This window comes from Mycobacterium sp. ACS4054 (genome assembly GCF_001667275.1).
Lineage (GTDB): Bacteria > Actinomycetota > Actinomycetes > Mycobacteriales > Mycobacteriaceae > Mycobacterium.
In genome coordinates this window covers 1-23,972 of the sequence record NZ_LZHV01000039.1, presented here as the reverse complement: position 1 = coordinate 23,972, position 23,972 = coordinate 1, and the positions used below count along the sequence as shown (strand labels likewise).

The 23,972-nt window shown below is 69.2% G+C and carries 23 protein-coding genes and 2 pseudogenes; 7 read left to right on the top strand and 18 right to left on the bottom strand.

The window, feature by feature from the left end:
• A pseudogene (locus tag A5730_RS08800) lies at positions 1–377 on the bottom strand (two-component sensor histidine kinase); the annotation flags it as partial.
• Complete coding sequence (locus A5730_RS08795; RefSeq protein WP_067898434.1) at positions 374–1,087, bottom strand: response regulator transcription factor; 714 nt, start codon at positions 1,085–1,087, stop codon at positions 374–376. The pseudogene A5730_RS08800 and the gene A5730_RS08795, both read right to left, overlap by 4 nt.
• Positions 1,088–1,185: 98 nt before the next feature.
• On the opposite strand from A5730_RS08795, the gene A5730_RS08790 reads away from it, so the two are divergent.
• Positions 1,186–1,548, top strand: a complete 363-nt coding sequence (locus A5730_RS08790) for a hypothetical protein (protein WP_067898432.1) — start codon at positions 1,186–1,188, stop codon at positions 1,546–1,548.
• A 99-nt stretch (positions 1,549–1,647) separates the two neighbouring features.
• Positions 1,648–1,908, top strand: coding sequence for a hypothetical protein (locus A5730_RS08785; RefSeq protein ID WP_067898429.1), 261 nt, complete (start codon positions 1,648–1,650; stop codon positions 1,906–1,908).
• A 4-nt stretch (positions 1,909–1,912) separates the two neighbouring features.
• Here A5730_RS08785 and A5730_RS08780 read toward each other — a convergent pair whose 3' ends face one another.
• Genes A5730_RS08780 through A5730_RS08770 form a run of 3 tightly spaced genes read right to left on the bottom strand, consistent with a single transcriptional unit; the run spans position 1,913 to position 3,908 of the window.
• Positions 1,913–2,269: a DoxX family protein gene (locus tag A5730_RS08780; RefSeq protein ID WP_067898425.1), complete on the bottom strand. Its 357-nt coding sequence runs from the start codon at positions 2,267–2,269 to the stop codon at positions 1,913–1,915.
• 9 nt (positions 2,270–2,278) lie between these two features.
• Positions 2,279–3,421, bottom strand: a complete 1,143-nt coding sequence (locus A5730_RS08775) for an SPFH domain-containing protein (protein ID WP_067898422.1) — start codon at positions 3,419–3,421, stop codon at positions 2,279–2,281.
• A gap of 49 nt (positions 3,422–3,470) precedes the next feature.
• Positions 3,471–3,908, bottom strand: a complete 438-nt coding sequence (locus A5730_RS08770) for an NfeD family protein (RefSeq protein ID WP_067898418.1) — start codon at positions 3,906–3,908, stop codon at positions 3,471–3,473.
• A 57-nt stretch (positions 3,909–3,965) separates the two neighbouring features.
• Here A5730_RS08770 and A5730_RS08765 point away from each other — a divergent pair, with 57 nt between their 5' ends.
• Positions 3,966–4,877, top strand: coding sequence for a hypothetical protein (locus A5730_RS08765; protein ID WP_067898415.1), 912 nt, complete (start codon positions 3,966–3,968; stop codon positions 4,875–4,877).
• Here the strand turns inward: A5730_RS08765 and A5730_RS08760 are convergent.
• The 9 genes and pseudogenes from A5730_RS08760 to A5730_RS08720 form a co-directional block, all read right to left on the bottom strand.
• Positions 4,863–5,895, bottom strand: a pseudogene (locus A5730_RS08760) (ferrochelatase); the annotation flags it as partial. The gene A5730_RS08765 and the pseudogene A5730_RS08760 overlap by 15 nt on opposite strands.
• Positions 5,896–5,917: 22 nt before the next feature.
• Positions 5,918–6,727, bottom strand: coding sequence for an NADH-dependent enoyl-ACP reductase InhA (gene inhA, locus A5730_RS08755; RefSeq protein WP_067898409.1), 810 nt, complete (start codon positions 6,725–6,727; stop codon positions 5,918–5,920).
• A gap of 29 nt (positions 6,728–6,756) precedes the next feature.
• A complete protein-coding gene (gene fabG1 / locus A5730_RS08750) occupies positions 6,757–7,500 on the bottom strand; it encodes a 3-oxoacyl-ACP reductase FabG1 (RefSeq protein WP_067898406.1) in 744 nt (247 codons plus the stop codon).
• Between the two features lie 142 nt (positions 7,501–7,642).
• Positions 7,643–8,650: a VWA domain-containing protein gene (locus A5730_RS08745; RefSeq protein ID WP_067898403.1), complete on the bottom strand. Its 1,008-nt coding sequence runs from the start codon at positions 8,648–8,650 to the stop codon at positions 7,643–7,645.
• Positions 8,647–9,597 carry a DUF58 domain-containing protein gene (locus A5730_RS08740; protein ID WP_067898400.1) on the bottom strand — a complete coding sequence of 317 codons (951 nt, stop codon included), beginning with the start codon at positions 9,595–9,597 and terminating at the stop codon, positions 8,647–8,649. Before A5730_RS08740 ends, A5730_RS08745 begins: the two co-directional genes overlap by 4 nt.
• Positions 9,594–10,727, bottom strand: a complete 1,134-nt coding sequence (locus tag A5730_RS08735) for a MoxR family ATPase (protein WP_067898398.1) — start codon at positions 10,725–10,727, stop codon at positions 9,594–9,596. The genes A5730_RS08740 and A5730_RS08735 overlap by 4 nt, the downstream gene beginning before the upstream one ends.
• A 144-nt stretch (positions 10,728–10,871) precedes the next feature.
• Entirely contained in the window at positions 10,872–11,606 is a 735-nt protein-coding gene (gene ripB / locus A5730_RS08730) for an NlpC/P60 family peptidoglycan endopeptidase RipB (RefSeq protein ID WP_067898395.1), read from the bottom strand.
• Positions 11,607–11,631: 25 nt separating this feature from the next.
• Positions 11,632–13,068 (bottom strand): NlpC/P60 family peptidoglycan endopeptidase RipA, encoded by a 1,437-nt coding sequence (ripA, locus tag A5730_RS08725; protein ID WP_067898392.1) that lies wholly within the window; start codon positions 13,066–13,068, stop codon positions 11,632–11,634.
• A 240-nt stretch (positions 13,069–13,308) separates the two neighbouring features.
• On the bottom strand, positions 13,309–13,857 hold the full coding sequence (locus tag A5730_RS08720; protein ID WP_067898444.1) for a DUF6676 family protein: 549 nt from the start codon (positions 13,855–13,857) through the stop codon (positions 13,309–13,311).
• A 231-nt stretch (positions 13,858–14,088) separates the two neighbouring features.
• On the opposite strand from A5730_RS08720, the gene A5730_RS08715 reads away from it, so the two are divergent.
• Positions 14,089–16,905 carry an aconitate hydratase gene (locus A5730_RS08715; protein WP_197506217.1) on the top strand — a complete coding sequence of 939 codons (2,817 nt, stop codon included), beginning with the start codon at positions 14,089–14,091 and terminating at the stop codon, positions 16,903–16,905.
• A 12-nt stretch (positions 16,906–16,917) separates the two neighbouring features.
• Entirely contained in the window at positions 16,918–17,493 is a 576-nt protein-coding gene (locus A5730_RS08710; protein WP_067898386.1) for a TetR/AcrR family transcriptional regulator, read from the top strand.
• 7 nt (positions 17,494–17,500) lie between these two features.
• On the opposite strand, the gene A5730_RS08705 is transcribed toward A5730_RS08710, so the two are convergent.
• The 4 genes from A5730_RS08705 to trxA form a co-directional block, all read right to left on the bottom strand.
• The gene (locus A5730_RS08705; protein ID WP_369829864.1) at positions 17,501–17,707 is read right to left on the bottom strand and encodes a helix-turn-helix domain-containing protein; all 207 of its coding nucleotides are present in this window, start codon (positions 17,705–17,707) and stop codon (positions 17,501–17,503) included.
• An 84-nt stretch (positions 17,708–17,791) separates the two neighbouring features.
• The gene (locus tag A5730_RS08700) at positions 17,792–19,420 is read right to left on the bottom strand and encodes an ABC-F family ATP-binding cassette domain-containing protein (protein ID WP_067898383.1); all 1,629 of its coding nucleotides are present in this window, start codon (positions 19,418–19,420) and stop codon (positions 17,792–17,794) included.
• Positions 19,421–19,444: 24 nt separating this feature from the next.
• The gene (locus A5730_RS08695; RefSeq protein ID WP_067898379.1) at positions 19,445–20,254 is read right to left on the bottom strand and encodes an enoyl-CoA hydratase; all 810 of its coding nucleotides are present in this window, start codon (positions 20,252–20,254) and stop codon (positions 19,445–19,447) included.
• A 55-nt stretch (positions 20,255–20,309) separates the two neighbouring features.
• Positions 20,310–20,663: a thioredoxin gene (trxA, locus tag A5730_RS08690; protein ID WP_067898376.1), complete on the bottom strand. Its 354-nt coding sequence runs from the start codon at positions 20,661–20,663 to the stop codon at positions 20,310–20,312.
• A 208-nt stretch (positions 20,664–20,871) separates the two neighbouring features.
• Here trxA and A5730_RS08685 point away from each other — a divergent pair, with 208 nt between their 5' ends.
• Both A5730_RS08685 and A5730_RS08680 read left to right on the top strand, forming a co-directional pair.
• Entirely contained in the window at positions 20,872–22,698 is a 1,827-nt protein-coding gene (locus tag A5730_RS08685; protein WP_067898372.1) for an acyl-CoA dehydrogenase, read from the top strand.
• Between the two features lie 84 nt (positions 22,699–22,782).
• A complete protein-coding gene (locus A5730_RS08680) occupies positions 22,783–23,574 on the top strand; it encodes a DUF5666 domain-containing protein (protein ID WP_197506216.1) in 792 nt (263 codons plus the stop codon).
• The last annotated feature ends 398 nt before the right edge of the window (positions 23,575–23,972 follow it).

Here is a 23,972-nt window from a genome sequence, read left to right as displayed (position 1 = left end):
GGCGGGCAGGGTGGCGGCCGGGGCGCGAATGGTGGCGGGGGCGGAAATGGTGGCGGGACAACGGGACCGGCGGCGGTGTCGGGGCTGATCGCGCGGTCGCCATACGTCGCGCCGTCGGCGGTGACCAGTAGTGCCCGCACCCCGCCGCCGTTGAGTTCGGCGGCCAGCAGCTCGGGCGAGGTGTGCGCGGCATCCAGCGCCTCGGCGCGGGATGCGGCCGCCAGCAGCCGGTCGTGCAGGTTTCGTCGGGCGAGGACGCCCAGGCTGACGTCGACGGTGGCGCCGAGCAGCACCAGCAGCAGGGCGAGCAACGCCACCACCACCACCGTCACCCGGCGCTGCAGCGACGGGGTCCGCGTCGAGGCCGCGGTGGTCATGATCGCTGGGGCTGCAGCCGGTAGCCGATGCCACGCACGGTGTGCAGGATCCGCGGCCCGTGGGCTTCGAGCTTGCGTCGCAATCCGCTGACATGCACCTGGACCAGGTTGGGGTCGTAGGCGTCGTATCCCCACACCGCGTTGAGGATCTGGCGGGCGCTGACGATGCGGCCGCGCTGCTCCACCAGGAAGGTCAGCACCCGCAGCTCTGTCGCGGTCAGCTCGAGGCGACTGCCGCCGCGCGCGGCCACGCCGGCGTCGGCGTCGAGCATCAGATCGCCGACCTGGACGACTCGGGGCAGCCGTCCGCGCCGGCGCAGCACCGCGCCGACGCGCGACACCAGTTCGGCCAGCTCGAACGGTTTGATCACGTAATCGTCGGCCCCGCCGTCCAGGCCGCGGAGGCGGTCTTGCAGGCCGTCGCGCGCCGTGATCAGCACGATCCCGACGTCGCCCCAGGCGCGGATGACGTCGATGAGGTCGAATCCGTCGCGTCCCGGCAGCATGACGTCGAGCACCACCAGGTCCGGGCGCAGCCCGTCGAGCGCCTCCTCCAGGCCGCCACCGTCGCAACGGCCGACGGTGTGATAGCCGACGTCGGTCAGCGCCTCGCTGACCATCTCGCGAATCGTCTCGGAGTCCTCGACCACCAGAACCCGCGGTGCACCGACGCTGAAATGGTCGGCGGCCGCGCGCGGGCAGTTCGTCATGGCTCCATTGTCGGCATCGGTCCTGAAGCGAACCTGAAGCCGACCTGAAGCCGGCATCTTCAGGTCCGCTTCAGTTCCGGCTCCTAGCGTCCGATGCCATGACCACAAACGACGAGATCGACACGAATCCGCCGCCCGGGCCGGCCATCGACCCACCTCAGCCCCGCCGCCACTCGACCGGCGTCGTGGTCGGCGCCGGGGTGGCGGGCGCGCTGATCGGCGCGGTCGGCACCATCGCCGCGATCGCCTTCGCCTGGATCATCAGCGTGGGTCCGCCCGGTCCACCTCCGCTGCCGGGGCCGCCGCCGATGATGGCGCTGCATCATGGGCCACCGCCCCCGCCGATGGGTGGCCCCGGAGGTTTCGGGTTTGCGCCGCCGCCCGGGCCACCCGGGCCCCCGCCGGCGCCCCCGCCCGGCTTCCCGCCGCCGGCGCAACCGTCCCCAGCGCCGCATAGCTGACCGAACCGCCGCCGTCACGATCCCTCGAATCGTGGCGGCGGCGGTCGTCGCGCCAGTAGCGTCGCGGTTACCGCCCAACCGACGACCGTGGAGAGCCGCATGACCTCGGACAACACCGGAACCCGCCGCTTCCCCGCCGGCGTGGCCGCCCTGGCCGGGCTGGCCGGCCTGGTGCTCGGCGCCCTCGCCACCTTCGCGATCACCGGACTGGTCTGGACGGTCCGGGTTCAGCTTCCGCCCCCGCCGTACCCGCCGCCGCTGTCGTCGCAGTCGGTGGGCGGGGGCGGGTGCATCTACACGGCGCCGCCGTCACCGACGTCGGTGCCGGCGCCCCCGCTGCCGCCGGCGCCGCACGCGTAGCGACCTAGGTGCGGTCGGGTCCCTTCGCCGTCATCACGGCGAAGGTGGCCAAGAACAGCGCCGCCGGCAGGGCGTTGACGACCTTGTCGCGCACCCGGATGTGGGCGCCGAGCGCCAAGACGAAATACACCGTCAGCATCGCCGTCGTCACCCGCGCCAGCGCCGGGAAGCGGGTGACCGACAGCAGGCCCACCGCGGCGGCGGCCTTCACCACCGGCAGCACGGGCCGGACGTTCTCCGGCAGCCCGACGTCGTCCAGCACCTTCTTGATCGGGGCCACCTGGACGCCGCATGCCACCGCGTCCACGGCGTGGAACGCGCCGAGCGCCGCGTAGGTCTTCGGCGAAGTGAAAACGCTCATGGAGCAATCCTATTGGGTCAGCTGCGGCGGCGGTCCGGGCTCGCCATCCACTGGCTGGCGGGCGATCGCCTCGGCCTTGGCCACCGCCTGGGCGATCGCGGGGTCGGTCTCGGTGGAGAACCAGTCGGCGACGGCGGCGTCGTCGTCGGCGCTGTGCTTGGGCGCATCGTCGACCGGGGAGGGCTGGAACCGGAAGACGCCGTCCTCGCCCGGGGCGCCCAGCAGCTTGGTGAATCCCTGTAGCGCCGTGCTGAAGTCGCTCGGCACCACCCACACCTTGTTGGCGTCACCGCGCGCCATCTCCGGCAGGGTCTGCAGGTATTGGTAGGCCAGCATCTCGGGGGTGGGCCTGCCCGCCTTGATCGCGGCGAACGTCTTCTCGATGGCCTTGGCCTGCCCCTGCGCTTGCAGGTAGGCCGCGGCGCGTTCACCCTGGGCGCGCAGCATGCGGGACTGCCGGTCGGCCTCGGCGGCCAGGATCGCGGCCTGCTTGGCGCCCTCGGCGGCCAGGATCTGCGCCTGCTTCTGGCCCTCGGCCTCCTTGATCGCCGACTCGCGCATGCCCTCGGCGGTCAGGATCATCGCCCGCTTCTCGCGGTCGGCCTTCATCTGCTTTTCCATCGATGCCTGGATGGACGGCGGGGGGTCGATGCTGCGCAGCTCGACCCGGGCCACCCGCAGGCCCCAGCGGTTGGTCGCCTCGTCGAGCACGCCGCGCAGCTGGCCGTTGATCATGTCGCGTGAGGTCAGCGTCTGCTCCAGCGTCATCCCGCCGACCACGTTGCGCAGCGTGGTGGTGGTGAGCTGCTCCACACCCACGATGTAGTTGCTGATCTCGTAGACGGCCGCCTGCGGGACGGTGACCTGGAAGTAGACCACCGTGTCGATGTTGAGGGTCAGGTTGTCCTCGGTGATCACCGGCTGCGGCGGGAACGACACCACCCGCTCACGCAGGTCCACCCGGGCGCGCACCCGGTCGATGAACGGCACCAACAACGTCAGCTGACCGCTGACCGTCCGGCTATATCGGCCCAGCCGTTCGATCACCGCGGCCTCCGCCTGCGGTATCAAGGCCACCGATTTCGCCACCACCACGATGGCGAATATCACCAATACGGCCAGCAATACCAAACCAGCAACCGCACCCTGCACCCGAGTTCCTTTCTCTCCCAGAGGTTTTGGCAGCGCTCTCACGCAGTCGTTATGGACCGCTCTTGAAGACCACCGCCGTGGCGCCGTCGATCTGCATGACGGTCACCGACTCCCCCGGTTCGTACACATCCCCCTCGTTGAACGGACGCGCGGTCCACACCTCGCCGTCGAGCTTCACCTGGCCCTCGTCGCGGTCGATCCGCTCGAGCACCAGCGCCTTCTTGCCCTCCAGCGCCTCGATGCCCATGTGCGGCACGTGTGCGGGCGTCAGTTGCCGCAGCAGCGCCGGGCGCACCAGCACCAGCAGCAGGATCGAGACGACGAGGAAAACGATCCCGTTGGCCCAGCCCGGCCAATCGGTCAGCCAACTGGTTGCCGAGGCGGCGAGCGCGCCGCCGCCGAGCATCATCAGGAACATATGGCCCGTGAGCGCCTCCGCACCGGCGAGCACCAGCGCGGATATCAACCAAAGCACTGCGGCGTGCATGCGGTCAGAATACGCGTGATCCGCCTTTGCCGGGCAAAACAACTACACTGCGGAATCGTGTGGTGTCCCAGTGTCTCGCTTTCCCTGTGGGCCAACGCCTGGCTCGCAGGCAAGGCCGCGCCCGACGACGTCCTGGACGCGTTATCGGTATGGGCGCCAAAGCAATCGGTCACCGCGTATGATGCGGTCGCCGCCGGTCACACGGGGCTGCCGTGGCCGGACGTGCATGACGCCCCGACGGTGACGTTGCTGCAGACGCTGCGCGCCGCGGCCGGTCGGTCGGCGCCCGGCCCGGGACGGTTGCGCGGCACGATCAACATGCTTTTGCCGGTGCCCGGCGACGTGCGCGGGCTGGCCCCCGGGACGCAATTCGAGCGCGACGCGCTGGCCGCGGGTGAGGCGATCATCATCGCCAGCCCGCACGACCCCGCCACCGCGGTGGGGCTGGTGCCCGAGTTCTCCTACGACGAAGACGACTTCCCCGACCTGTGCGCGCTGTCGTGGACGGTGTACTCGCTGCCGGGCGCGCCGGTGCTCGACCATTACGAGCTCGGGGATGCCGAATACACCCTGCGCTCGGCCGTGCGTTCGGCCGCCGACGCCCTCGGCGCCATCGGACTGGGATCGGCCGCGGCGGACATCGAGGATCCGCGCGGCCTCGTCGAGCAGCTGCTGGAATCCGCACGGCAACACCGGGTTCCCGACCACGCGCCCTCGCGGGCGTTGCGGGTGCTGGAGAACGCCGCGCACGTCGACGCCATCATCGCGGTCAGCGCCGGGCTCAGCCGCTCGCCCGACTCGCCGGAACGTTTCGCCGCGCCGGTCGTCGCCGGCCCCGAACCGTTCGGAGCCCAATCCTCTTCGGAGGCCCGCATCGCCAGCGATGCGTTGCGGCCCCTGACCGCCGTGGTCCGCTCGGCGCGGATGGCCGCCGTCACCGCGATCCTGCACTCGGCCTGGGCCGACTGAGGGCGCGCTAGTCGCTGTCGCCGCGCGCGCAATGCGGCGGGCGGCAGGGCGCGCCGTCGACGCTGGCGAGGCAACCGGGCACCGGGTCGGGTCCGGTCAGCCGGGCGGGGCCGCGGCCGCTACGCAGCTCGTCGACCAGATCGGCGGCGAGACGGGCGAATCGGCGATCGGCGTTGGGGGTGGCGGCCCGGGCGAACGCCAAACCCGCCGCCCCGGCCTGGGTTCGCAATTCCTCGTCGAGATCCCACACCACCTCGATGTGGTCCGCGACGAACCCGATCGGGCAGACGATGACGGCCTTGGTCCCCGCGGCGGCCAGCGCCGTCAGATGGTCCTCGACGCTCGGTTCCAGCCACGGCACCTGCGGCGGCCCGGACCGCGACTGCCAGGCCAGGTCGTAATCGGCGTAGCCGGCCGCGGCCGCGACCAGCCTTGCGGCGTAAGCGACTTGGCGGCTGTAAAGCCTGGGGCCGAGGCGCTGGTCGGCGGCCACCGGGACCGAATGCGCGGTGAACACCAGGCGGGCGCCGTCGGGCACGGACTGCGCGGCGGCCGCCACGGCGCCGGCGAACATCTCGACGAACAGCGGGTGGTCGAAGTACGGGCGCAGCTTGACCAGTTCGGGCGCCTCCGGCCCGGCGGCCCGCCGCGCCCGGGCGATGTCCTCGGTGTACTGCGTGCAGCTGGAGTAGCCGCTCCACGCCGACGTGGTGAACACCGCGGCGCGGCGAACCCCGTTGTCCCGCATGGCCGCAACGGCGTCTTCGACGTAGGGTTCCCAGTTGCGGTTGCCGAAATAGACCGGCAGGTCCAGTTCCTCGCGCAGCTCGTCGATCAGGGCGCGGTTGATACCGTTGATCGGTGACACCCCGCCGAAATGCAGGTAGTGCCCGGCGACGTCATCCAGGCGTTCGGGCGGCACGTTGCGCCCACGGGTGACGTTCTCCAGGAACGGCCGCACCTGCTCGGGCCCCTCCGGGCCGCCGAAGGACAGCAGCAGGAAGGCGTCGAAATCCATTTGGAGTCAGCGCATTCCGCTTTTAGAGCAATTGGGTGCTGGCGCCGCCGTCGGCGAAGATGATGGTGCCGGTGGTGGCCGGGAGCCAGTCGGAGAGCACGGCGCACACCGTCTTGGCGACGGGCGTGGGGTCCTTCATGTTCCAGCCGATCGGCGCGCGCTGGTCCCAGCCCTCTTCCAGCAGCTGCATCTGGGCGCCGGCCTCCTCACCCAGGGCCCCGCCCACGATCGCCGACATCGCCAACGTCCGGATGGGGCCCGCCGCAACGAGATTCGACCGCACACCGAACTTGCCGGCCTCACGGGCGACGAACCGGTTGACCGATTCCAGCGCGCTCTTGGCCACGGTCATCCAGTTGTAGGCCGGCATGGCCCGGCTGGGGTCGAAGTCCATGCCGACGATGGACCCGCCGGGATTCATGATCGGCAGCAGCGCCTTGGCCAGCGAGGCATAGGAATACGCGGAAATGTGGATGCCCTTGGCGACGTCCTCGTACGGCGCGTCGAAGAACGGGTTGATGCCCATCCCGGTCTGCGGCATGAAGCCGATCGAATGCACCACGCCGTCGAGCCTGTTGCCCTCACCGATCTCGGCGGTCACCCGGTCGGCGAGGGTGTTCAGGTGCTCCTCGTTCTGCACGTCGAGCTCGATCAGCGGCGCCTTCTCCGGCAGCCGGTCGGCGATGCGCTGGATCAGCCGCAACCGGTCGAACCCGGTCAGCACCAGCTGCGCGCCCGCCTCCTGGGCCGCCTTGGCGATGTGAAACGCGATCGACGAGTCGGTGATGATCCCGCTGACCAGGATTCGTTTGCCGTCGAGCAGTCCTGCCATGTCCGTCCTTAATGTCTTCGTGGGTGAATTCAGTGGCCCATGCCCATGCCGCCGTCGACCGGGATGACCGCGCCGGCGATGTAGCCCGCATCCTCGGACGCCAGGAAGCTGACCGCCCCGGCGACGTCCTCGGCGGTGCCGACCCGCTTGGCCGGAATGAATTCCAGTGCGCCCGCCTGGATCCGCTCGTCGAGCGCGCGGGTCATCTCGGTGTCGATGTAGCCGGGCGCGACGACGTTGGCGGTCACCCCGGCCTTGGACAGCTCGCGGGAGATCGAGCGGGCCATGCCGATCAGGCCGGCCTTGGCCGCCGCGTAGTTGGACTGGTTACCGATGCCCCACATGCCGGACACCGAGCCGATGAAGATGATGCGGCCGAACCGCTTGCGCTGCATGCTGCGCGACGCGCGCTGGGCCACCCGGAACGCCCCGGTGAGGTTGGCGTTGATGACCTCTTCGAAGCGCTCCTCGGTCATCCGGATCAGGAAGGCGTCCTTGGAGATACCGGCATTGGACACCAGCACCTCGACCGGACCCTGGTGCTCCTCGACTTCTTTGAACGCGCGGTCGACGGCCTCGTTGTCGGTGACGTCGCACACAACGCCGAACAGCCCCTCGGGCGCCCCGGACCCGCGGTGCGTGACGGCCACCTTGTGGCCGTCGGCGGCCAGCCGCTGCGCGATCGCCAGACCGATCCCCCGGTTTCCGCCCGTCACCAGCACGGAACGGGACACGAATGCGGGTTTGCCGCCGGTGGTGGCTACTTCAGTCACCCCGCCAACCTATCGCCTCACCGCGGCACGCCCGAAATCGGCTGGCCGGGCTCGCCGAACGTGAAGCCACGGCTAAATCCGGCGCTATTTTTCGCCGTGGCTCCACGCTCGGCGAAAATCGAGGCGCCAAGCGACGGGACGATCACGTCGGGAGGCGGCGGTTGATGAGCAGCGCCGCCAACGCCGCCAACGCCAACACCAGCGCGCCCAACCGCACCCAGCCCACGCTGGCATCGCCCTTGATCGTCTCGTAGCCGATCTGCTGCTGCAGCGTCGCGTAGACGGCCTTCAGCTCGGCCAGGCTGGCGGCGTTGTACCAACTCCCGCCGGACAGCTCGGCGACCTTCTTCATCGTGGAGTCGTCGACGGGCACCGGCTGGCGCTGGTCGTTGATCTCGACGAAGCCGTACGGCGTGCCGAACGAGATCGTCGAGATCGGCACCCCCTGGTCCTTGGCCGTACGCGCGGCGGTGAAGGCGCCCTTCGGGTTGTCCGGGTTGGTCGGCATCGTCTCCTTGCCGTCGGAGAACAACACGATGCGCGCCGGGGGCGGCTTGTCGCCGCCGCCGATCACCGCGCCCACCGTCGCGATGGCCTGCAACGCGGTGAAGATGCCCTCCCCGGTGGCGGTCCGGTCGGCGAACTGCAGCTTGTCCAGCGCGTTCTTGGTGGCGTCGCGGTTGGTGGTTGGGGAGACCAACACGGTCGCCGTCCCCGCGTACTCGATGAGCCCCAGGTTGATGCCGGGAGTCAGTTCGTCGGCGAACTGCTTGGCCGCCTCCTGAGCGGCCGCCATCCGGTTGGGCTGCACGTCGGTGGCACGCATCGACTGCGAGACGTCGATCACCAGCATCACCACCGCGCGGTTGCGGGGGATCCGCACGTCGTGGGTGGGCCCCGCCATCGCGATGGTGAACAGCACCAGCGATGCCACCAGCAGGATCGCCGGGACGTGTCGCCACCGCGACGGGCGTTGCGGCGCAACGCTTTCCAGCAGCTCCATGTTGGCGAATCGCAGCATCCGCCGCTGCCGCGCGAGCTGCATGAGGATGTACATCGCGGCCAGCCCGACGACGGCCAGCAGGAACAGGAAGAACCACGAGTGTTCGAAGCCCGACAACGACATCGGGCCGAGCAGCGGCAATGTCACTGCCGCCCCGCCAATGCACCGCGCCGGCGGGACTCGACGAAACGGACGATGTCGGCGATCCAATCGCGGTCGGTGCGCAGGGTCAGTATCGGCGCCCCGCAGCTGCGGATCGTGCGCGCCACCTCGGCACGGTGCGCCGCCGCCGCCTTGGCGAAGTCGTCACGCAGCTGGGCGTCGATGGTGAACTCACGGGTGACGCCCGACTCGGCGTCCTGCAGCACGACGTCACCGATGTCGGGCAGTTCGACGTCGCGGGGGTCCAGCACCTCGATGGCCAGCACCTCGTGCCGGGCCGCGATCGCCCGCAGCGGACGCATCCAGTTGATCGGTCCCAGGAAGTCGCTGATGATCACCGCCATGCCGCGGCGGCGCTCCGGCCGGCGCAGCGCGTCGATGGCCGTCGCCAGATCCCCGCGCACCCCGACCGGCGCCCGGGGGGTGGTCGCGATGGTGCGCAGCAGCGTCTGCTCGTGCTGGCGCCCGGAGCGCGCCGGCACCCGGACCATGGTCTGGCCGTTGGCGATCAGCGCCCCGAGCCGGTTGCCGCCGCCGCTGTTGAGGAACGTGATCGCGGCCGCGGCCGCCACCGCCAGGTCCCGCTTCTCGCACCCCACGGTGCCGAAGTCCAGGCTGGCCGACATGTCGACCACCAGCCAGGTTTCCAGCTCGCGGTCGGCGATCATCTGGCGCACGTGCGGGTGCATGGTGCGCGCGGTGACGGCCCAATCCATCCGGCGGACGTCGTCGCCGGGCTGATACTCGCGCGACTCCCCCGGCTCCGAGCCCGGCCCCGGGATCAGGCCCAGGTGGTCGCCGTGCAGGACACCGTCGAGCTTGCGCTTGACCGTGAGCTCGAGCTGGCGCAGCGCCGCCGCCAGCTTCGGGTCCACGATCTGCCCGCGCTGCATCGATGGCGGATGTGACACCGCCGGCCGGGGTTCGGTCACCGACCGCTAGCCGCCCCCGCGGCCTGCATCACCGGGGGCACCGATTGCCCTTGCTGCGGAACGGCATTCACCTGGGGCAGGGCGACCGTCTGCAGGACCCGGTTGATGACGATCTCCGGCGATATCTCGTCGGCGAGCGCGTCGTAGGTGAGCACCAAGCGGTGGCGGAGGACGTCGGGAATGACGTCGACGACGTCCTGCGGGATCACGTAGTCGCGGCCGCGCACCAGCGCCAGCGACCGGGACGCGGCGATGATGCCCAGCGAGGCGCGCGGGGAGGCGCCGAACGAGATCCAGGTCTTGACGTCGTTCATGCCGAGCTGCTCGGGATGGCGGGTGGCGGTCACGACGCGCACCACGTAGTCGACCAGCGCGTGGTGGACGAAGTTGTTGGCCGCGATGTCCTGCAGCCGCAACAGGTCGCCGGTGTTCAGGATCTGCTTGGGCTCGGGCGGGCGCACGCCCATCCGGTAGATGATCTCCCGCTCCTCTTCGGGCGACGGGTAGCCCACATTGATCTTGAACAGGAAGCGGTCGCGCTGCGCCTCGGGCAGCGGGTACACGCCCTCGTGCTCGATCGGGTTCTGGGTGGCCATCACCAGGAACGGGTTGGGCAGCGGGAAGGTCTTGCCGCCGATCGACACGTGGCGTTCCTGCATGACCTCCAGCAGCGCCGACTGGACCTTGGCCGGCGCGCGGTTGATCTCGTCGGCGAGCAGGAAGTTCACCACCACGGGGCCGAGCTCGGTGTCGAACTCCTCCTTGCCCTGCCGGTAGATGCGGGTACCGATGATGTCGGTGGGCACCAGGTCGGGCGTGAACTGGATGCGGGCGAAGGTGCCGCCCACCACCTTGGCGAAGGTCTCGACGGCCAGCGTCTTGGCCACGCCGGGCACGCCCTCGAGCAGCACGTGGCCCTTGGAGAGCAGGCCGACCAGCATCCGCTCGACGAGCTGATCCTGTCCGACGATGATGCGCTTGACCTCGAAGATCGCCCGCTCGAGGGTGTGGACCTCGGCGGCCAGACCGTTCCCGCCGCCGGACGGCGCTTCATGGGCCGGCGCGCCGGGAGGACCACCCGGGCCCGAGTAACCGCTGGCGCCCGGAGGCGGCCCACCTGCTGCTGTCATCAATAACCCTCTCGTTCGGACACGACTGCTTGCACCATCGCCGTCGCGGGGCCGCGACGTGCCCGCGTCCAACTATTCCAGGCCCGTCGGATTCCGTCGACGCTGGCGGTTCGCCCGCGGTCGGCCGGGGCGTCGCACCGCCGATCAGTACTCGATGATCCTAGTCAAGAACGGCGTCATGCCGGGCGTGCGGACGGGGCTCACGGTGACATGCCCGGCGAGGCTGGACGCCTCCAGCATCTGACCGTTGCCCAAATACATCGTGACGTGCTGGCCACCGTTGGGCCCGTAGAAGATGAGGTCGCCGCGCCTGGCCTGGTCCGGCGGGATGTGCCGGCCGGCGTTGTACTGGTCGCCGGAGAACCGCGGGATCAGCACGCCGACCCCGGCGAAGCCGTACCGCATCAGGCCCGAGCAGTCGAAGCCGTTGATGTTCGCGCCGTCGCCGACGCCCTTGCTCGGGCCGTCCAGCGAGCCGCCACCCCACGAGTACGGCACGCCCATCTGCGAACCCATGCGCTTGATCACGTACTCGATCGCCTGCCGGCCGTAGACCCGCGGGATCTTGCCGCCCGGGTTGGTGGGGCTGGCCGCGGCGGGGGCGGGATCCCCCAGGATGTTGATTCCCAGGCCGCCCAAAAATTGCCTGCCGAGGTCCATCGTCGTTTGGGTGGCCTGGGCGGTCGCCTGCAGTGAGGCGTTGGCGACGGCGAGTGGGTCACCCGGGGCGCCCGCGCTGATCGTCGCCGGCAGGGTGGGGTCCCACGCGCCCGGGTCGGCCCTAACGACGGGAGCGGGGCCGGCCACCGAAAGCGTCAGCCCGGCCACCACGGCGGTGATCCAGGCGAAGTTGAAAAGGCGAATCCGCTTGCGGCGCATGGCTTTCCGTTCAGTTCTCATTCGTTTACCAGTCGATGTAGCGGACCACGTAGGGTGTCATGCCGCTGGTGCGCACCGGCGCGACGCGGACCTTCAGGCCGATGTCGGGGGCCTCCAGCATTTGGCCGTCGCCGAGGTAGATCGTCACGTGCTGGCTGCCGCCGGGGCCGTAGAAGATGACGTCGCCGCGGCGCATCTGCGATGACGGGATCTTGCGACCCAGGTTGTACTGCGAGCCCGAATAGTGCGGCAGCTTGATGCCGACCCCGGCGAACGAGTACAGGACCAGGCCCGAACAGTCGAAGCCGGTGATACCCGCCCCCGAGTCGATGCCCTTGCTGGGCCCGGCGGCGTTGCCGCCGCCCCAGGAGTAGGGCACGCCGATCTGCGACATGCCGCGCCGGATCACGTATTCGGTGGCCTGCCGCCCGTAGACCCGCGGGATCCGCCCGGAAGTCCCGCCGGGGGCCGCGTTGGTGATGCCGGTGTCGTCGGGCTTGAGGATGCCGAGTTGCTGCAGGAAGTTGCGGCCCAGACCGGCGGTGACCTGGGTCGAGGTCGCCGAGATGCCCAACACCTGGTTGATGACGGCGATCGGGTCGCCCGGGACGTTCGCGCTCGGGATCATCGGCAAGGTGGGGTCCCAGACGCCGTCCCAGCGTCGCGGCCCGCCCTGCGGTGCGGGCGCGCCCGGCGAGCCGGTCTCCCATCGGTCGCCCGACGCCGGAGCGGCGGGGCCGCCGGCCCCGGCTGACCATTGCCGTTGCGCCACTTCGAGTTTGGCCTGCGCCTCGTCGCGTTCGGCGGCCAGGCGGGTGACTTGCTCGCGCTGAGAGTCGAACTTGCGCTTCGAGTCGGTCAGCGCCGCCACGGCGGCGTCCTGGCTGCCCTTGGCGTCGGCGGCGGCCTTGTCGGCCTTCTGCTTGGCCAGCCGCGCCGCCGATTCCTTGTTCACCTGTTCGGTGCGCGCCCGCTGCAGCTTGGCCATCACCGTTTGCGAGCTCGCCGACAGGGTCTTGGCGGCGGCCTCGGTGGCGATGATGTCGTCGGGGCTGGCGGCGGTCAGGTAACTGCTGGAGGGACCGTTCATATAGGTGGCCGCCGCGAACGTGTCGAACCGCTGTTGCGCGGCGGCGATCGCGGCGTTGGCCTCCTTGACGGCCTGCTGGCTGGCGTCCAGGTCGCGCTGGGCCGTGGCGGCGTTGTCCCGGGCGGTCTCCACGTCGACCAGGGCCTTGTTGACGCTCTCCTGTTCGGTCTGGATTTCGGCACTCAGGTTTTCCAGGCGCTGGTTCGCCTTGGCCACGTTCGCGATCAACCCGGCCAGGCTGTCGGCGGCGGGGTCGGCCGGCGCCAGCCCCGGCGTGCATACCAGTAAGGCCACGCTCACGACCGAGGGCACGACCGGCCGCACCAGCCTCGCGACCGGCCGCGCAGCGGAGCCCCGACGTGTGCGTCTCATTCGACTCAGGTCTCCTACGGCTCAACGCGACGGGCGGCGCCGGCCACAGAATCCGGTAAAGGCGCCAAAGACAACACCAGCATCATTTGCACCGTACGTCACACTCTTTGGCGTGCAAACGCTCCACCGAAATCGCACTCTCTACGTGCGTTTAATGTGACCGAACGGTGACCTACCGTGTTTGCCGCGACGGTGCGTCGGGGGTCGACCTGCGTGGCGGGCCGGGCCCGACAGAGGTGGCTAGGCCGTGTTGGTGGGCGTCACTTCCTGCGCTCCGGCCGATTCGGTCGGGGTTGCTGAACGTCGGGCGCGCAACTGCAGGAGCCGCGTCCCGACGGCCGCCGCGAAGACGGCGATCAGGAGGAAGATGGTGAGCCCCGTCCACGGGAATTCGTGGCCCTCAAGCTCGCCCACAAAGTGCTGCGCGGAGACCACCGGGTTGCCGGTCTTGGCGATGTCCTCGCCGGCCTCGAGGGTGACCCGCGGGAATTGCGTGCTGTAGCTCCCGACGTAGTTCGGGCTCAGCGTCAGGACGGTGGAGTCGTGGTAGTCGGCGCCGACCACGGTCGAGATGTCGCGCAGCGGGGTGTCGTTGGGCGGGTTGTGATCGAGCAGCACGATCTTGAGGTTGATGCCGTGGGCGCGCGCCTGGTTGACCACGTCGAGCAGCCCGGGCATGGCCGCGGGCGGCGCGCTCACCCCGTCGGCGGCCACCTGCGCCTTGATCGCGGCCATGTCGACGTCTTGCGGGATGTAAAGCGGCAGGATGAAAGAGTCGTGCCCGGTCATGTGTCCCTCCTGCTGCGCCGTCACACTGGCGTGGCGCTCGGCCATTCGCGGTCACTCTAGCGTGACCGCCGGCCCGCATTGGGGGGCCGCAAGGGGTTTAAACCGTCGACTTCCGCGACAAGACTGGGACTGGCGGGGACCCCGCCGTAATACAGGACAAGCGTACTGTTAAAGTAGCAACGCACCGCCGACACGGCCCGTGGGCGGAAGAACTTAATCCCGGGAGTTGAAGTGAGTAAAGAAGATTCTGTGAACTCGTTCGGAGCACGCGACACCCTCGAGGTCGGCGACAAGAGTTATCAGATCTATCGGCTCGACGCCGTCCGGGGCACCGAGAAACTCCCCTACAGCCTCAAAGTCCTCGCCGAGAACCTGCTGCGCAACGAGGACGGCGCCAACATCACCAAGGACCACATCGAGGCCATCGCGAACTGGGATCCCAAGGCGGAGCCCAGCATTGAGATCCAGTACACGCCCGCCCGCGTGGTGATGCAGGACTTCACCGGAGTTCCGTGCATCGTCGACCTGGCCACCATGCGCGAGGCGATCGGCGACCTCGGGGGCAAAGCAGAGAAGGTCAACCCCTTGGCGCCGGCCGACCTGGTGATCGACCACTCGGTGATCGCCGACCTGTTCGGCACCGCCAACGCCTTCGAACGCAACGTCGAGATCGAGTACCAGCGCAACGGGGAGCGCTATCAGTTCCTGCGCTGGGGCCAGGGCGCTTTCCGTGATTTCAAGGTGGTGCCGCCGGGCACCGGCATCGTGCACCAGGTCAACATCGAGTACCTGGCCAGCGTGGTGATGGAACGCGACGGGGTGGCCTACCCCGACACCTGCGTGGGCACCGACTCGCACACCACGATGGTCAACGGCCTGGGCGTGCTGGGCTGGGGCGTCGGCGGCATCGAGGCCGAGGCCGCGATGCTCGGCCAGCCGGTGTCGATGCTGATCCCGCGCGTCGTCGGGTTCAAGCTGACCGGTGAGATCCAGGCCGGCGTGACCGCCACCGACGTGGTGCTGACCGTCACCGAGATGCTGCGCAAGCACGGCGTGGTCGGCAAGTTCGTCGAGTTCTACGGCGAGGGCGTGGCCGAGGTGCCGCTGGCCAACCGCGCCACCCTGGGCAACATGAGCCCCGAATTCGGTTCCACCGCAGCGATTTTCCCGATCGACGAGGAGACAATCTCCTACCTGCGGTTCACCGGCCGCTCCGATGAGCAGCTCGCGCTGGTCGAGGCGTACGCCAAGGAGCAGGGCATGTGGCACGACCCCTCCCACGAGCCGGCCTTCTCCGAGTACCTCGAACTCAACCTGTCCGACGTGGTGCCCTCGATTGCGGGACCGAAGCGTCCGCAGGACCGAATCGCGTTGTCGGACGCGAAATCCACGTTCCGCGGGCAGATCGGCGACTACGTCGGCGATGACCCCGACAAGAAGGAGTACTCCAAGCTCGACGAGGCCGTCGACGAGTCCTTCCCGGCCAGCGACCCCGGAGCGCTGGAGAACGGCCACGCCGACGACGCCCCGAAGTTCGAATCGGCTGCGGCACATGCCAAGGGCCGCGTGAGCAACCCGGTGCGGGTGCGCTCCGACGACCGTGGCGAGTTCGAGCTCGACCACGGTGCGGTGGTGATCGCGGCCATCACGTCGTGCACCAACACCTCCAACCCCGAGGTGATGCTGGGCGCGGCGCTGCTGGCCCGCAACGCCGTCGAGAAGGGGCTGGCGTCCAAGCCGTGGGTGAAGACCACGATGGCGCCGGGCTCCCAGGTGGTGCACGACTACTACGACAAGGCCGGCCTGTGGCCGTATCTGGAGAAGCTGGGCTTCTACCTGGTCGGCTACGGCTGCACCACGTGCATCGGCAACTCGGGCCCGCTGCCCGAGGAGATCTCCAAGGCGATCAACGACAACGACCTGTCGGTGTCCGCGGTGCTGTCCGGCAACCGCAACTTCGAGGGCCGGATCAACCCCGACGTGAAGATGAACTACCTGGCGTCCCCGCCGCTGGTGGTCGCCTACGCATTGGCCGGGACCATGGACTTCGACTTCGAAGAGCAGCCGCTGGGCCAGGACAAGGACGGCAACGACGTCTTCCTGAAGGACATCTGGCCGTCGCAGAAGGACGTCTCGGACACCATCGCCTCGGCGATCAGCCAGGAGATGTTCACCAAGAACTACGCCGACGTGTTCAAGGGTGACGAGCGGTGGCGCAACCTGCCCACCCCGAGCGGCAATACCTTTGAGTGGGACCAGGATTCGACCTACGTGCGCAAGCCCCCGTACTTCGAGGGCATGTCGGCCGAACCCGAGCCGGTCAGCGACATCACCGGCGCGCGGGTGCTGGCCCTGCTGGGCGACTCGGTGACCACCGACCACATCTCCCCCGCCGGCGCCATCAAGCCGGGCACCCCGGCCGCGCAGTACCTCGACGAGCACGGCGTCGAGCGCAAGGACTACAACTCCTTCGGCTCCCGCCGCGGCAACCACGAGGTGATGATCCGCGGCACGTTCGCCAACATCCGGCTGCGCAACCAACTGCTCGACGACGTCTCGGGCGGCTACACCCGGGACTTCACCCAGGACGGCGGCCCGCAGGCGTTCATCTACGACGCCGCGCAAAACTATGCGGCGCAGGACATCCCGCTGGTGGTGCTGGGCGGTAAGGAATATGGGTCGGGCTCCTCGCGGGACTGGGCGGCCAAGGGCACGCTGCTGCTGGGCGTGCGCGCGGTGATCGCCGAGTCGTTCGAGCGCATCCACCGCTCCAACCTGATCGGCATGGGCGTGATCCCGCTGCAGTTCCCCGAAGGCAAGTCGGCCAAGGAACTGGGGCTGGACGGCACCGAGGTATTCGACATCACCGGCATCGAGGAGCTCAACGACGGCAAGACGCCAAAGACGGTGCGCGTCAAGGCTTCCAAGGATGGTGACGACCCGATCGAGTTCGACGCGGTGGTGCGCATCGACACCCCCGGCGAGGCCGACTACTACCGCAACGGCGGCATCCTGCAGTACGTGCTGCGCAACATGCTGAAGTCGTAGCCGTCACCGCCTGTGCCAAAAGTCAGCGAGGACCATCTGGCGGCTCGCCGCCGCCAGATCCTCGACGGCGCCCGCCGCTGCTTCGCCGAATACGGCTACGACAAGGCCACGGTGCGGCGGCTGGAAACGGCGATCGGGATGTCGCGCGGTGCGATCTTCCACCACTTCCGCGACAAGGACGCGCTGTTTTTCGCGCTGGCGCACGAGGATGCCGAGCGGATGGCCGACGTCGCGTCGCGCGAGGGCCTGATCCAGGTGATGCGCGACATGCTCGCCGCGCCTGACCAGTTCGACTGGCTGGCAACCCGGCTGGAGATCGCGCGCAAGCTGCGCAACGACCCGGAGTTCAGCCGCGGCTGGGCGGAGCGGTCCGCGGAACTGGCGGCGGCGACGACCGATCGGTTGCGCCGCCAGAAGGAGGCGCACCGGGTGCGCGACGACGTCCCCGGTGACGTGTTGCAGTGCTATCTGGAGTTGGTGCTCGACGGCCTGGTGGCCCGCCTCGCCTCGGGCGAAGACCCGCGGCGGTTGTCCGCCGTGCTCGACCTGGTCGAGAAGTCCGTGCGCCGCAACGATTCCGGGTCGTAGCGCGCCGCTACACCCGAGCGACCCGCGCGGTGCGGTTGGGGCCGCCCCGGCCGCGCATCGTGGTGCCCGCCTGCCGCAGCAGGCTGTGAATCGAGCCGTACGATCGGCCCGTGCGGGCGGACAGGGTGCGGATGCTGGCGCCGCCCTCATAGGCGTTGCGCAGCTCGACCAACAACTTCTCGCGGGTCTTGGACCTTTGCAGTGTCCTTTTCATGGCTGGCCTCCGCGCCTCGACACGATCGCAAGCACCCAGAGTAAGAACCCGCCGCCGCCCGCGGGGGTTATTTCACCGAAGAAATCAGGCGAGCTCGATCAGATCGCGGTATTCGTCGGACCAGAAGTCCTCGGTGCCGTCGGGCAGCAGCACGACGCGCTGCGGATCGAGGGCCTCGGCCGCGCCCGGGTCGTGCGTCACCAGCACCACCGCGCCCTGGTAGCTGCGCAGCGCGTCGAGAACCTGTTCGCGCGACGCGGGGTCGAGGTTGTTCGTCGGTTCGTCGAGCAGCAGGACGTTCGCCGTGGATGCGACCAGACCGGCCAGCGCGAGCCGGGTCTTCTCGCCGCCCGACAGGGTGCCCGCCGGCTGGTCGAGTTGCGGCCCGCTGAACATGAACGCGCCCAGCAGGCCGCGCAGATCCTGCTCGCCCGAATCGGGTGCGGCGTGCCGGATGTTCTCCCACACGCTCGCGTCGTTGTCGAGCGTGTCGTGCTCTTGGGCGAAATAGCCCATCCGCAAACCGTGTCCGGGCTCCAGCCCGCCGGTGTCGGGCTGCTCGGTGCCGGCCAACAATCGCAGCAGCGTGGTCTTGCCGGCGCCGTTGAGGCCCAGCACCACCACCCGCGACCCGCGATCGATGGCCAGATCGACTCCGCTGAACACCTCCAGCGACCCGTACGACTTGCTCAGCCCCTTGGCGATCAGCGGCGTGCGCCCACACGGGGCCGGGGTGGGGAACTTGATTCGGGCCACCTTGTCGGCCACCCGTTCCTCGTCGAGCGCGGCCATCATCCGGTCGGCGCGACGCAACATGTTCTGCGCCGCAACGGCTTTCGTGGCCTTGGCGCCCAACTTGGCGGCCTGCGTGCGCAGCGCGGCGGCCTTGCGTTCGGCATTGGCGCGTTCCCGACGGCGACGCTGCTCGTCGGTGGCCCGGGCGTCCAGGTACTTCTGCCAGCCCATGTTGTAGACGTCGACCTCGCCGCGCACCGCGTCGAGGAACCACACCCGGTTCACGACGTCGGCGAGCAACTCGACGTTGTGGCTGATGATCACCAGCCCGCCGGTGTGGGCTCGCAGGAAATCCCGCAGCCAGCCAACCGAATCGGCGTCCAGGTGGTTGGTGGGCTCGTCCAGCAGCAGGGTGGTCGACGAGCCAGCGCCGGTATCGGACGCGGCGAACAGGATGCGCGCCAGCTCCACCCGGCGGCGCTGACCACCGGACAGCGTGCGCAGCTGCTGCGTCAGCACCCGGTCCGGCAGGCCCAGGCTGGCGCAGATGCGGCTGGCCTCGCTCTCGGCGCCGTAGCCGCCCAACGCGACGAACCGCTCCTCCAGCTGCCCATAGCGGCGGATGGCTCGGTCGCGCGCCGCGTCGTCGGCGACCTCGGCCATCAAGGCCTGCTGCTTTTCCAGGTCGGTGAGCAGGACGTCGAGGCCGCGCGCCGACAGGACGCGGTCACGCGCCAGCACGTCCAGGTCGCCCTCTTTGGGATCCTGTGGCAGATAACCGATTTCGCCCGCGCGGGCGACGGATCCGGCGTACGGTTCGGTCTCCCCCGCCAGGATGCGCAGGGTGGTGGTCTTGCCGGCGCCGTTGCGGCCGACCAGCCCGATGCGGTCGCCCGGCTGCACGCGCAGGTCCGGTCCGTCGGGCGAGAGCAGAATGCGCGCACCAGCGCGGACCTCGAGGTCCGTGGCCGTGATCACATCTTCTCCCTTTTTGCTCCGCCGCTATTTGTCGTCGGTGAACACCGGCGGCCTCTTCTCCGCGCGCGCGGCAACCGCTTCTTCGAAGTTGGCGGTGAGCAGACGAACGAACAGTTGACCCAAGCCTTCGGCTTGCATGTGCCCCTCCAGGCTACCGGCGTCCAGTCCACTCCACAGTGTGCGCTTGGTCAACTCGATTCCCGGCCGCGAGAAGGCCGCGATGCGCGCGGCGATGGCGTAGCAGGTGTCCAGCAGCTGCTCGTCGGGCACCTGGCACGACACCAGGCCGATGCGCTCGGCCTCCTCGGCGGTGACGTCGCGGCCGGTCAGCATGATGTCGAAGGCCCGCGACGAGCCGATGGCCCGGGGCAGGAGGTAACTGAGCCCCAGTTCGCTGGCGGTCAGGCCGTTGTTGATGCCGGCCGCGCGGAAGTACGCGCCGGTCGAGGCGACCCGGATGTCGGCGGCCAGCGCCAGGCACAGCCCGCCGCCGATCGCCGGCCCGTTGACCGCGGCGATCACCGGCTGGTGCAGGCGCCGCAGCCCCAGGATGACCTCGTCGAGGACCTCCATGGAGCGCAGCGCGTACGTCGGGCGGGTCAGCCCCTCCACATGGGGCACCGAGCCCGCGGACTTGTGGTCGGCGCCCGAGGAGAAACCCCGCCCCGCCCCGGTCAGCACGACCACGCGCACGGAATTGTCGTACCTGACCTTCTCCAGGGCCTCCTTGAGCGGCACCATGACGTCGAACGCCATGGAATTCATCCGCTCGGGCCGATTGAGGGTTATCAGCGCGACACCGGGTCGCGGGCGCTCTACCAGTACCAAACTCACCCAAGCAACCTAGCGCGTTGCCAGGGGTCGCCCCGCGCGCGCCGCGGCGCCGGCCTTATTCGGCCTGGCCGGCCTGGGCCGCGTCGACGTCGAAGGCCCGGATTTGCTGCACGAGGTCTTCGAGGGCGGCCGGCGGCAGCGCCCCGGCCTGGTTGAACAGCAGTTTGCCCTTCTTGAATGCCATCAGCGTCGGGATGGAGCGAATCTGGGCGGCCGCGGCCAGCTGTTGTTCAGCCTCGGTGTCGACCTTGGCGTGCACGATGTCGGGGTGCTTCTCGGCGGACGCCTGGAAAGTGGGCCCGAACTGGCGGCATGGGCCGCACCAGGACGCCCAGAAATCGACGAGCACGATGTCGTTGCCCTCGATGGTTTCGTTGAACTTCTCAGCGGTGAGATCGAGTGTTGTCACGTTTGCTGTAACGCGTGGGCGCGGCGTGGTGTTCCCGGGTTTTGCGGCCGGGCGGGACCGCTCGAGGCGCCCCCGCCGCTTTTTCCCCACCGCAACCGTCGCGTAACCCGCCGGCGGCCGACCGTAGGTTACGGTTGCGTACGTTTTCCCACGTCGGAGACACTGAGCGGACGATCCGCCGCGTCAAGGGACCAGTGAGGGAATCGCGTTGGGCCACTACATCGCTAACGTCCGTGATCTCGAGTTCAACCTGTTCGAAGTGCTCGACGTGGGCGCCGTGCTCGGCACCGGACGCTACAGCGACCTCGACGCGGAAACGGTGCGGACGATCCTCGAGGAAGCCGCCCGCCTGGCCGAAGGCCCGGTGGCCGAATCCTTCGCCTTCGCCGACCGCAACCCACCGGTGTTCGACCCGGCCACCCACACCATCAGCGTGGCGCCCGAACTCGCCAAGACGGTGCAGGCGATCAAAGAGGCCGGCTGGTGGCGCCTGATGCTGGACGAGGAGATCGGCGGCATGGCCGCGCCGCCGCCGCTGGCGTGGGGCGTCAACGAAATGATCATCTGCGCCAACCCGTCCGCGAACTTCTTCAGCCTCGGCCCGTTGATGGCGCAGGCCCTGTTCGTCGAGGGCAACGAAGAGCAGCGGCGCTGGGCGGCCGAGGGTGTGGAGCGCGGCTGGGCGGCCACCATGGTCCTCACCGAACCCGACGCGGGGTCCGACGTCGGGGCCGGCCGCGCCAAGGCCATCGCGCAACCCGACGGCACCTGGCACATCGAGGGCGTCAAGCGGTTCATCTCGGGCGGCGACGTGGGCAACACCGCCGACAACATCTTCCACCTGGTGCTCGCCCGCCCGGAGGGCGCCGGGCCGGGCACCAAGGGACTGAGCCTGTTCTACGTGCCCGAGTACCTTTTCGACCCCGAATCGTTCGAACTCGGCCCCCGCAACGGGGTTTTCGTCACGGGGCTGGAGCACAAGATGGGGATCAAGTCCTCCCCCACGTGTGAATTGACTTTCGGCGCAACGGATCTGCCCGCGGTCGGCTATCTGGTCGGCGACGTGCACAACGGGATCGCGCAGATGTTCACCGTGATCGAGCACGCGCGGATGACGATCGGCGTGAAGGCGGCCGGCACCCTGTCCACGGGCTACCTGAACGCGCTGGCATTCGCCAAGGAGCGGGTGCAGGGCGCGGACCTGACGCAGATGTCGGACAAGACCGCGCCGCGGGTGACCATCATGCACCACCCCGACGTGCGTCGCAGCCTGATGACGCAGAAGGCCTACGCCGAGGGTTTGCGGGCCCTGTACATGTACGCCGCCGCGCACCAGGACGACGCTGTCGCCCAACATGTTTCGGGCGCCGACCACCAGATGGCCCACCGCGTGGACGACCTGCTCCTGCCGATCGTCAAGGGCGTGAGCTCGGAACGCGCCTACGAGATCCTGACCGAGTCGCTGCAGACGCTGGGCGGTTCGGGCTTCCTGCAGGACTACCCGCTGGAGCAGTACATCCGGGACTCCAAGATCGATTCGCTCTACGAGGGCACCACCGCGATCCAGGCGCTGGACTTCTTCTTCCGCAAGATCGTTCGCGACCGCGGCGAGGCCCTGCAGTTCGTGACGGCTCAGATCAGCGCGACGATCGATGCGTGCGACGAGGAGCTCAAGCCGCAGGCCGAGCTGCTGCAGACGGCGCTCGACGAGGTCATGTCGATGACGGGCGCGTTGACCGGGTATTTGATGTCCGCCGCGCAACATCCCACCGAAATCTACAAAGTCGGGCTCGGATCGGTGCGGTACCTGCTCGCGGTCGGCGACCTGCTCATCGGCTGGCGGCTGTTGGTGCAGGCCGGGATCGCGCGCGCCGCGCTGGCGGGCGCGAACGGGAACGACGCGGCGTTCTATCGAGGCAAGGTGGCGACGTCGGCGTTCTTCGCCAAGAACATGCTGCCGAAGCTCACGTCGCTGCGCAAAGTCATCGAGTCCATCGACGGCGAAATCATGCGCATCCCCGAGCAAGCGTTCTGATCGCCGCGCCGAACGCACAGGTTAGCCACAGCTCCAACTGGTAATACCCATTCCGTTGGGTCCCACCACGATTGGAGAACGTTGATGCCTGCCAGCTGTCCAACGCCCCGGCTCACCCGAGCAGCGGTCCTCGCCGTCACCGGCGTCACCGCCTTGTCCATCGCCGCATGCAGCTCGTCCAACAAGTCCAGCCCGACGACCTCGACGTCGACGTCCACCTCGGTGGTGACCTCCACGACCACATCGCCGGCCCCGGCGAGCGGCGAAGCCCGGGTCAGCGGCCTGATCGCCTCGGTGGCGGGCAATTCCATTCAGGTCACCAAGGACGACAACGCGACCGCCGCCGTGAACTTCACCTCGACCACCAAGATCACCGAGACCATCCCCGCCGCGCTGACCGACGTCACCTCCGGCAGCTGCGTCACGGTGCGGCCCACCCAGGAAGGCCAGCCCGGGCAGCCCGTCACCGCGGCATCGGTGAAGGTCAGCCCCTCCGTCAACGGCGCGTGCCCGGCCAAGCCCGCGGGCCAGACTCCGGCACCGAGCTCCACCACCCCGCCACCCCCGGGCGCGCCGGCGCCGGCCCCGAAGCCCGCCCCGGTCCGCGGCGTGGTGGCGTCCGTGTCGGGCAACACCATCAACGTCGGCGGCACCGACCAGAGCGGCAACACCACGCAGACCGCGGTGACCGTCGACGACAAGACCAAGTACAGCAAGCAGACTTCCGCCACCACCGACGCGATCGCGCAGGGCAAGTGCGTGTGGGCGCGCGGGACCATGGACAACGGCGGCGCGCTGCAGGCGACCAGCATCAACGTGCGGCAGGCCAATGACGGCAAGTGCGGAAAGCCCAAGCAGCCCGGCCAGGGCGGCTGACGGCACCCGGGGCCGCCTGAGATAACCGTCACACCAGGTTAGCGCGGTTGTGATAACCGCGCTCACCTGGGTATCCGCATGCGACGGTTAACCCGCGCGATCGGAGATGTGTCGATGCCTGCCATTTCGGTGAACCCCCGGCTGGCCCGGATCGCGCTGGTCGCCCTTGCCGCGGTGATCATCGGGTCCGTCGCCATGTGCCACTCCAGCCATACCGATACCGGCAATGCCGCCAAGCCCGGGGGGGGGGCCGGGGGGGGGGGGGGTGGGGGGTGGGGGGGGGGGGGGGGGGGCCGGGGGGCGGGGCCGCGGGCGCCCGGCCCGCCGCGGCGGGGGGGGGGGGGGGCGGGCGAAAAGTGGCGGGCGAAGAGAGCAGAGATTATTAAACAGGGCCCCGC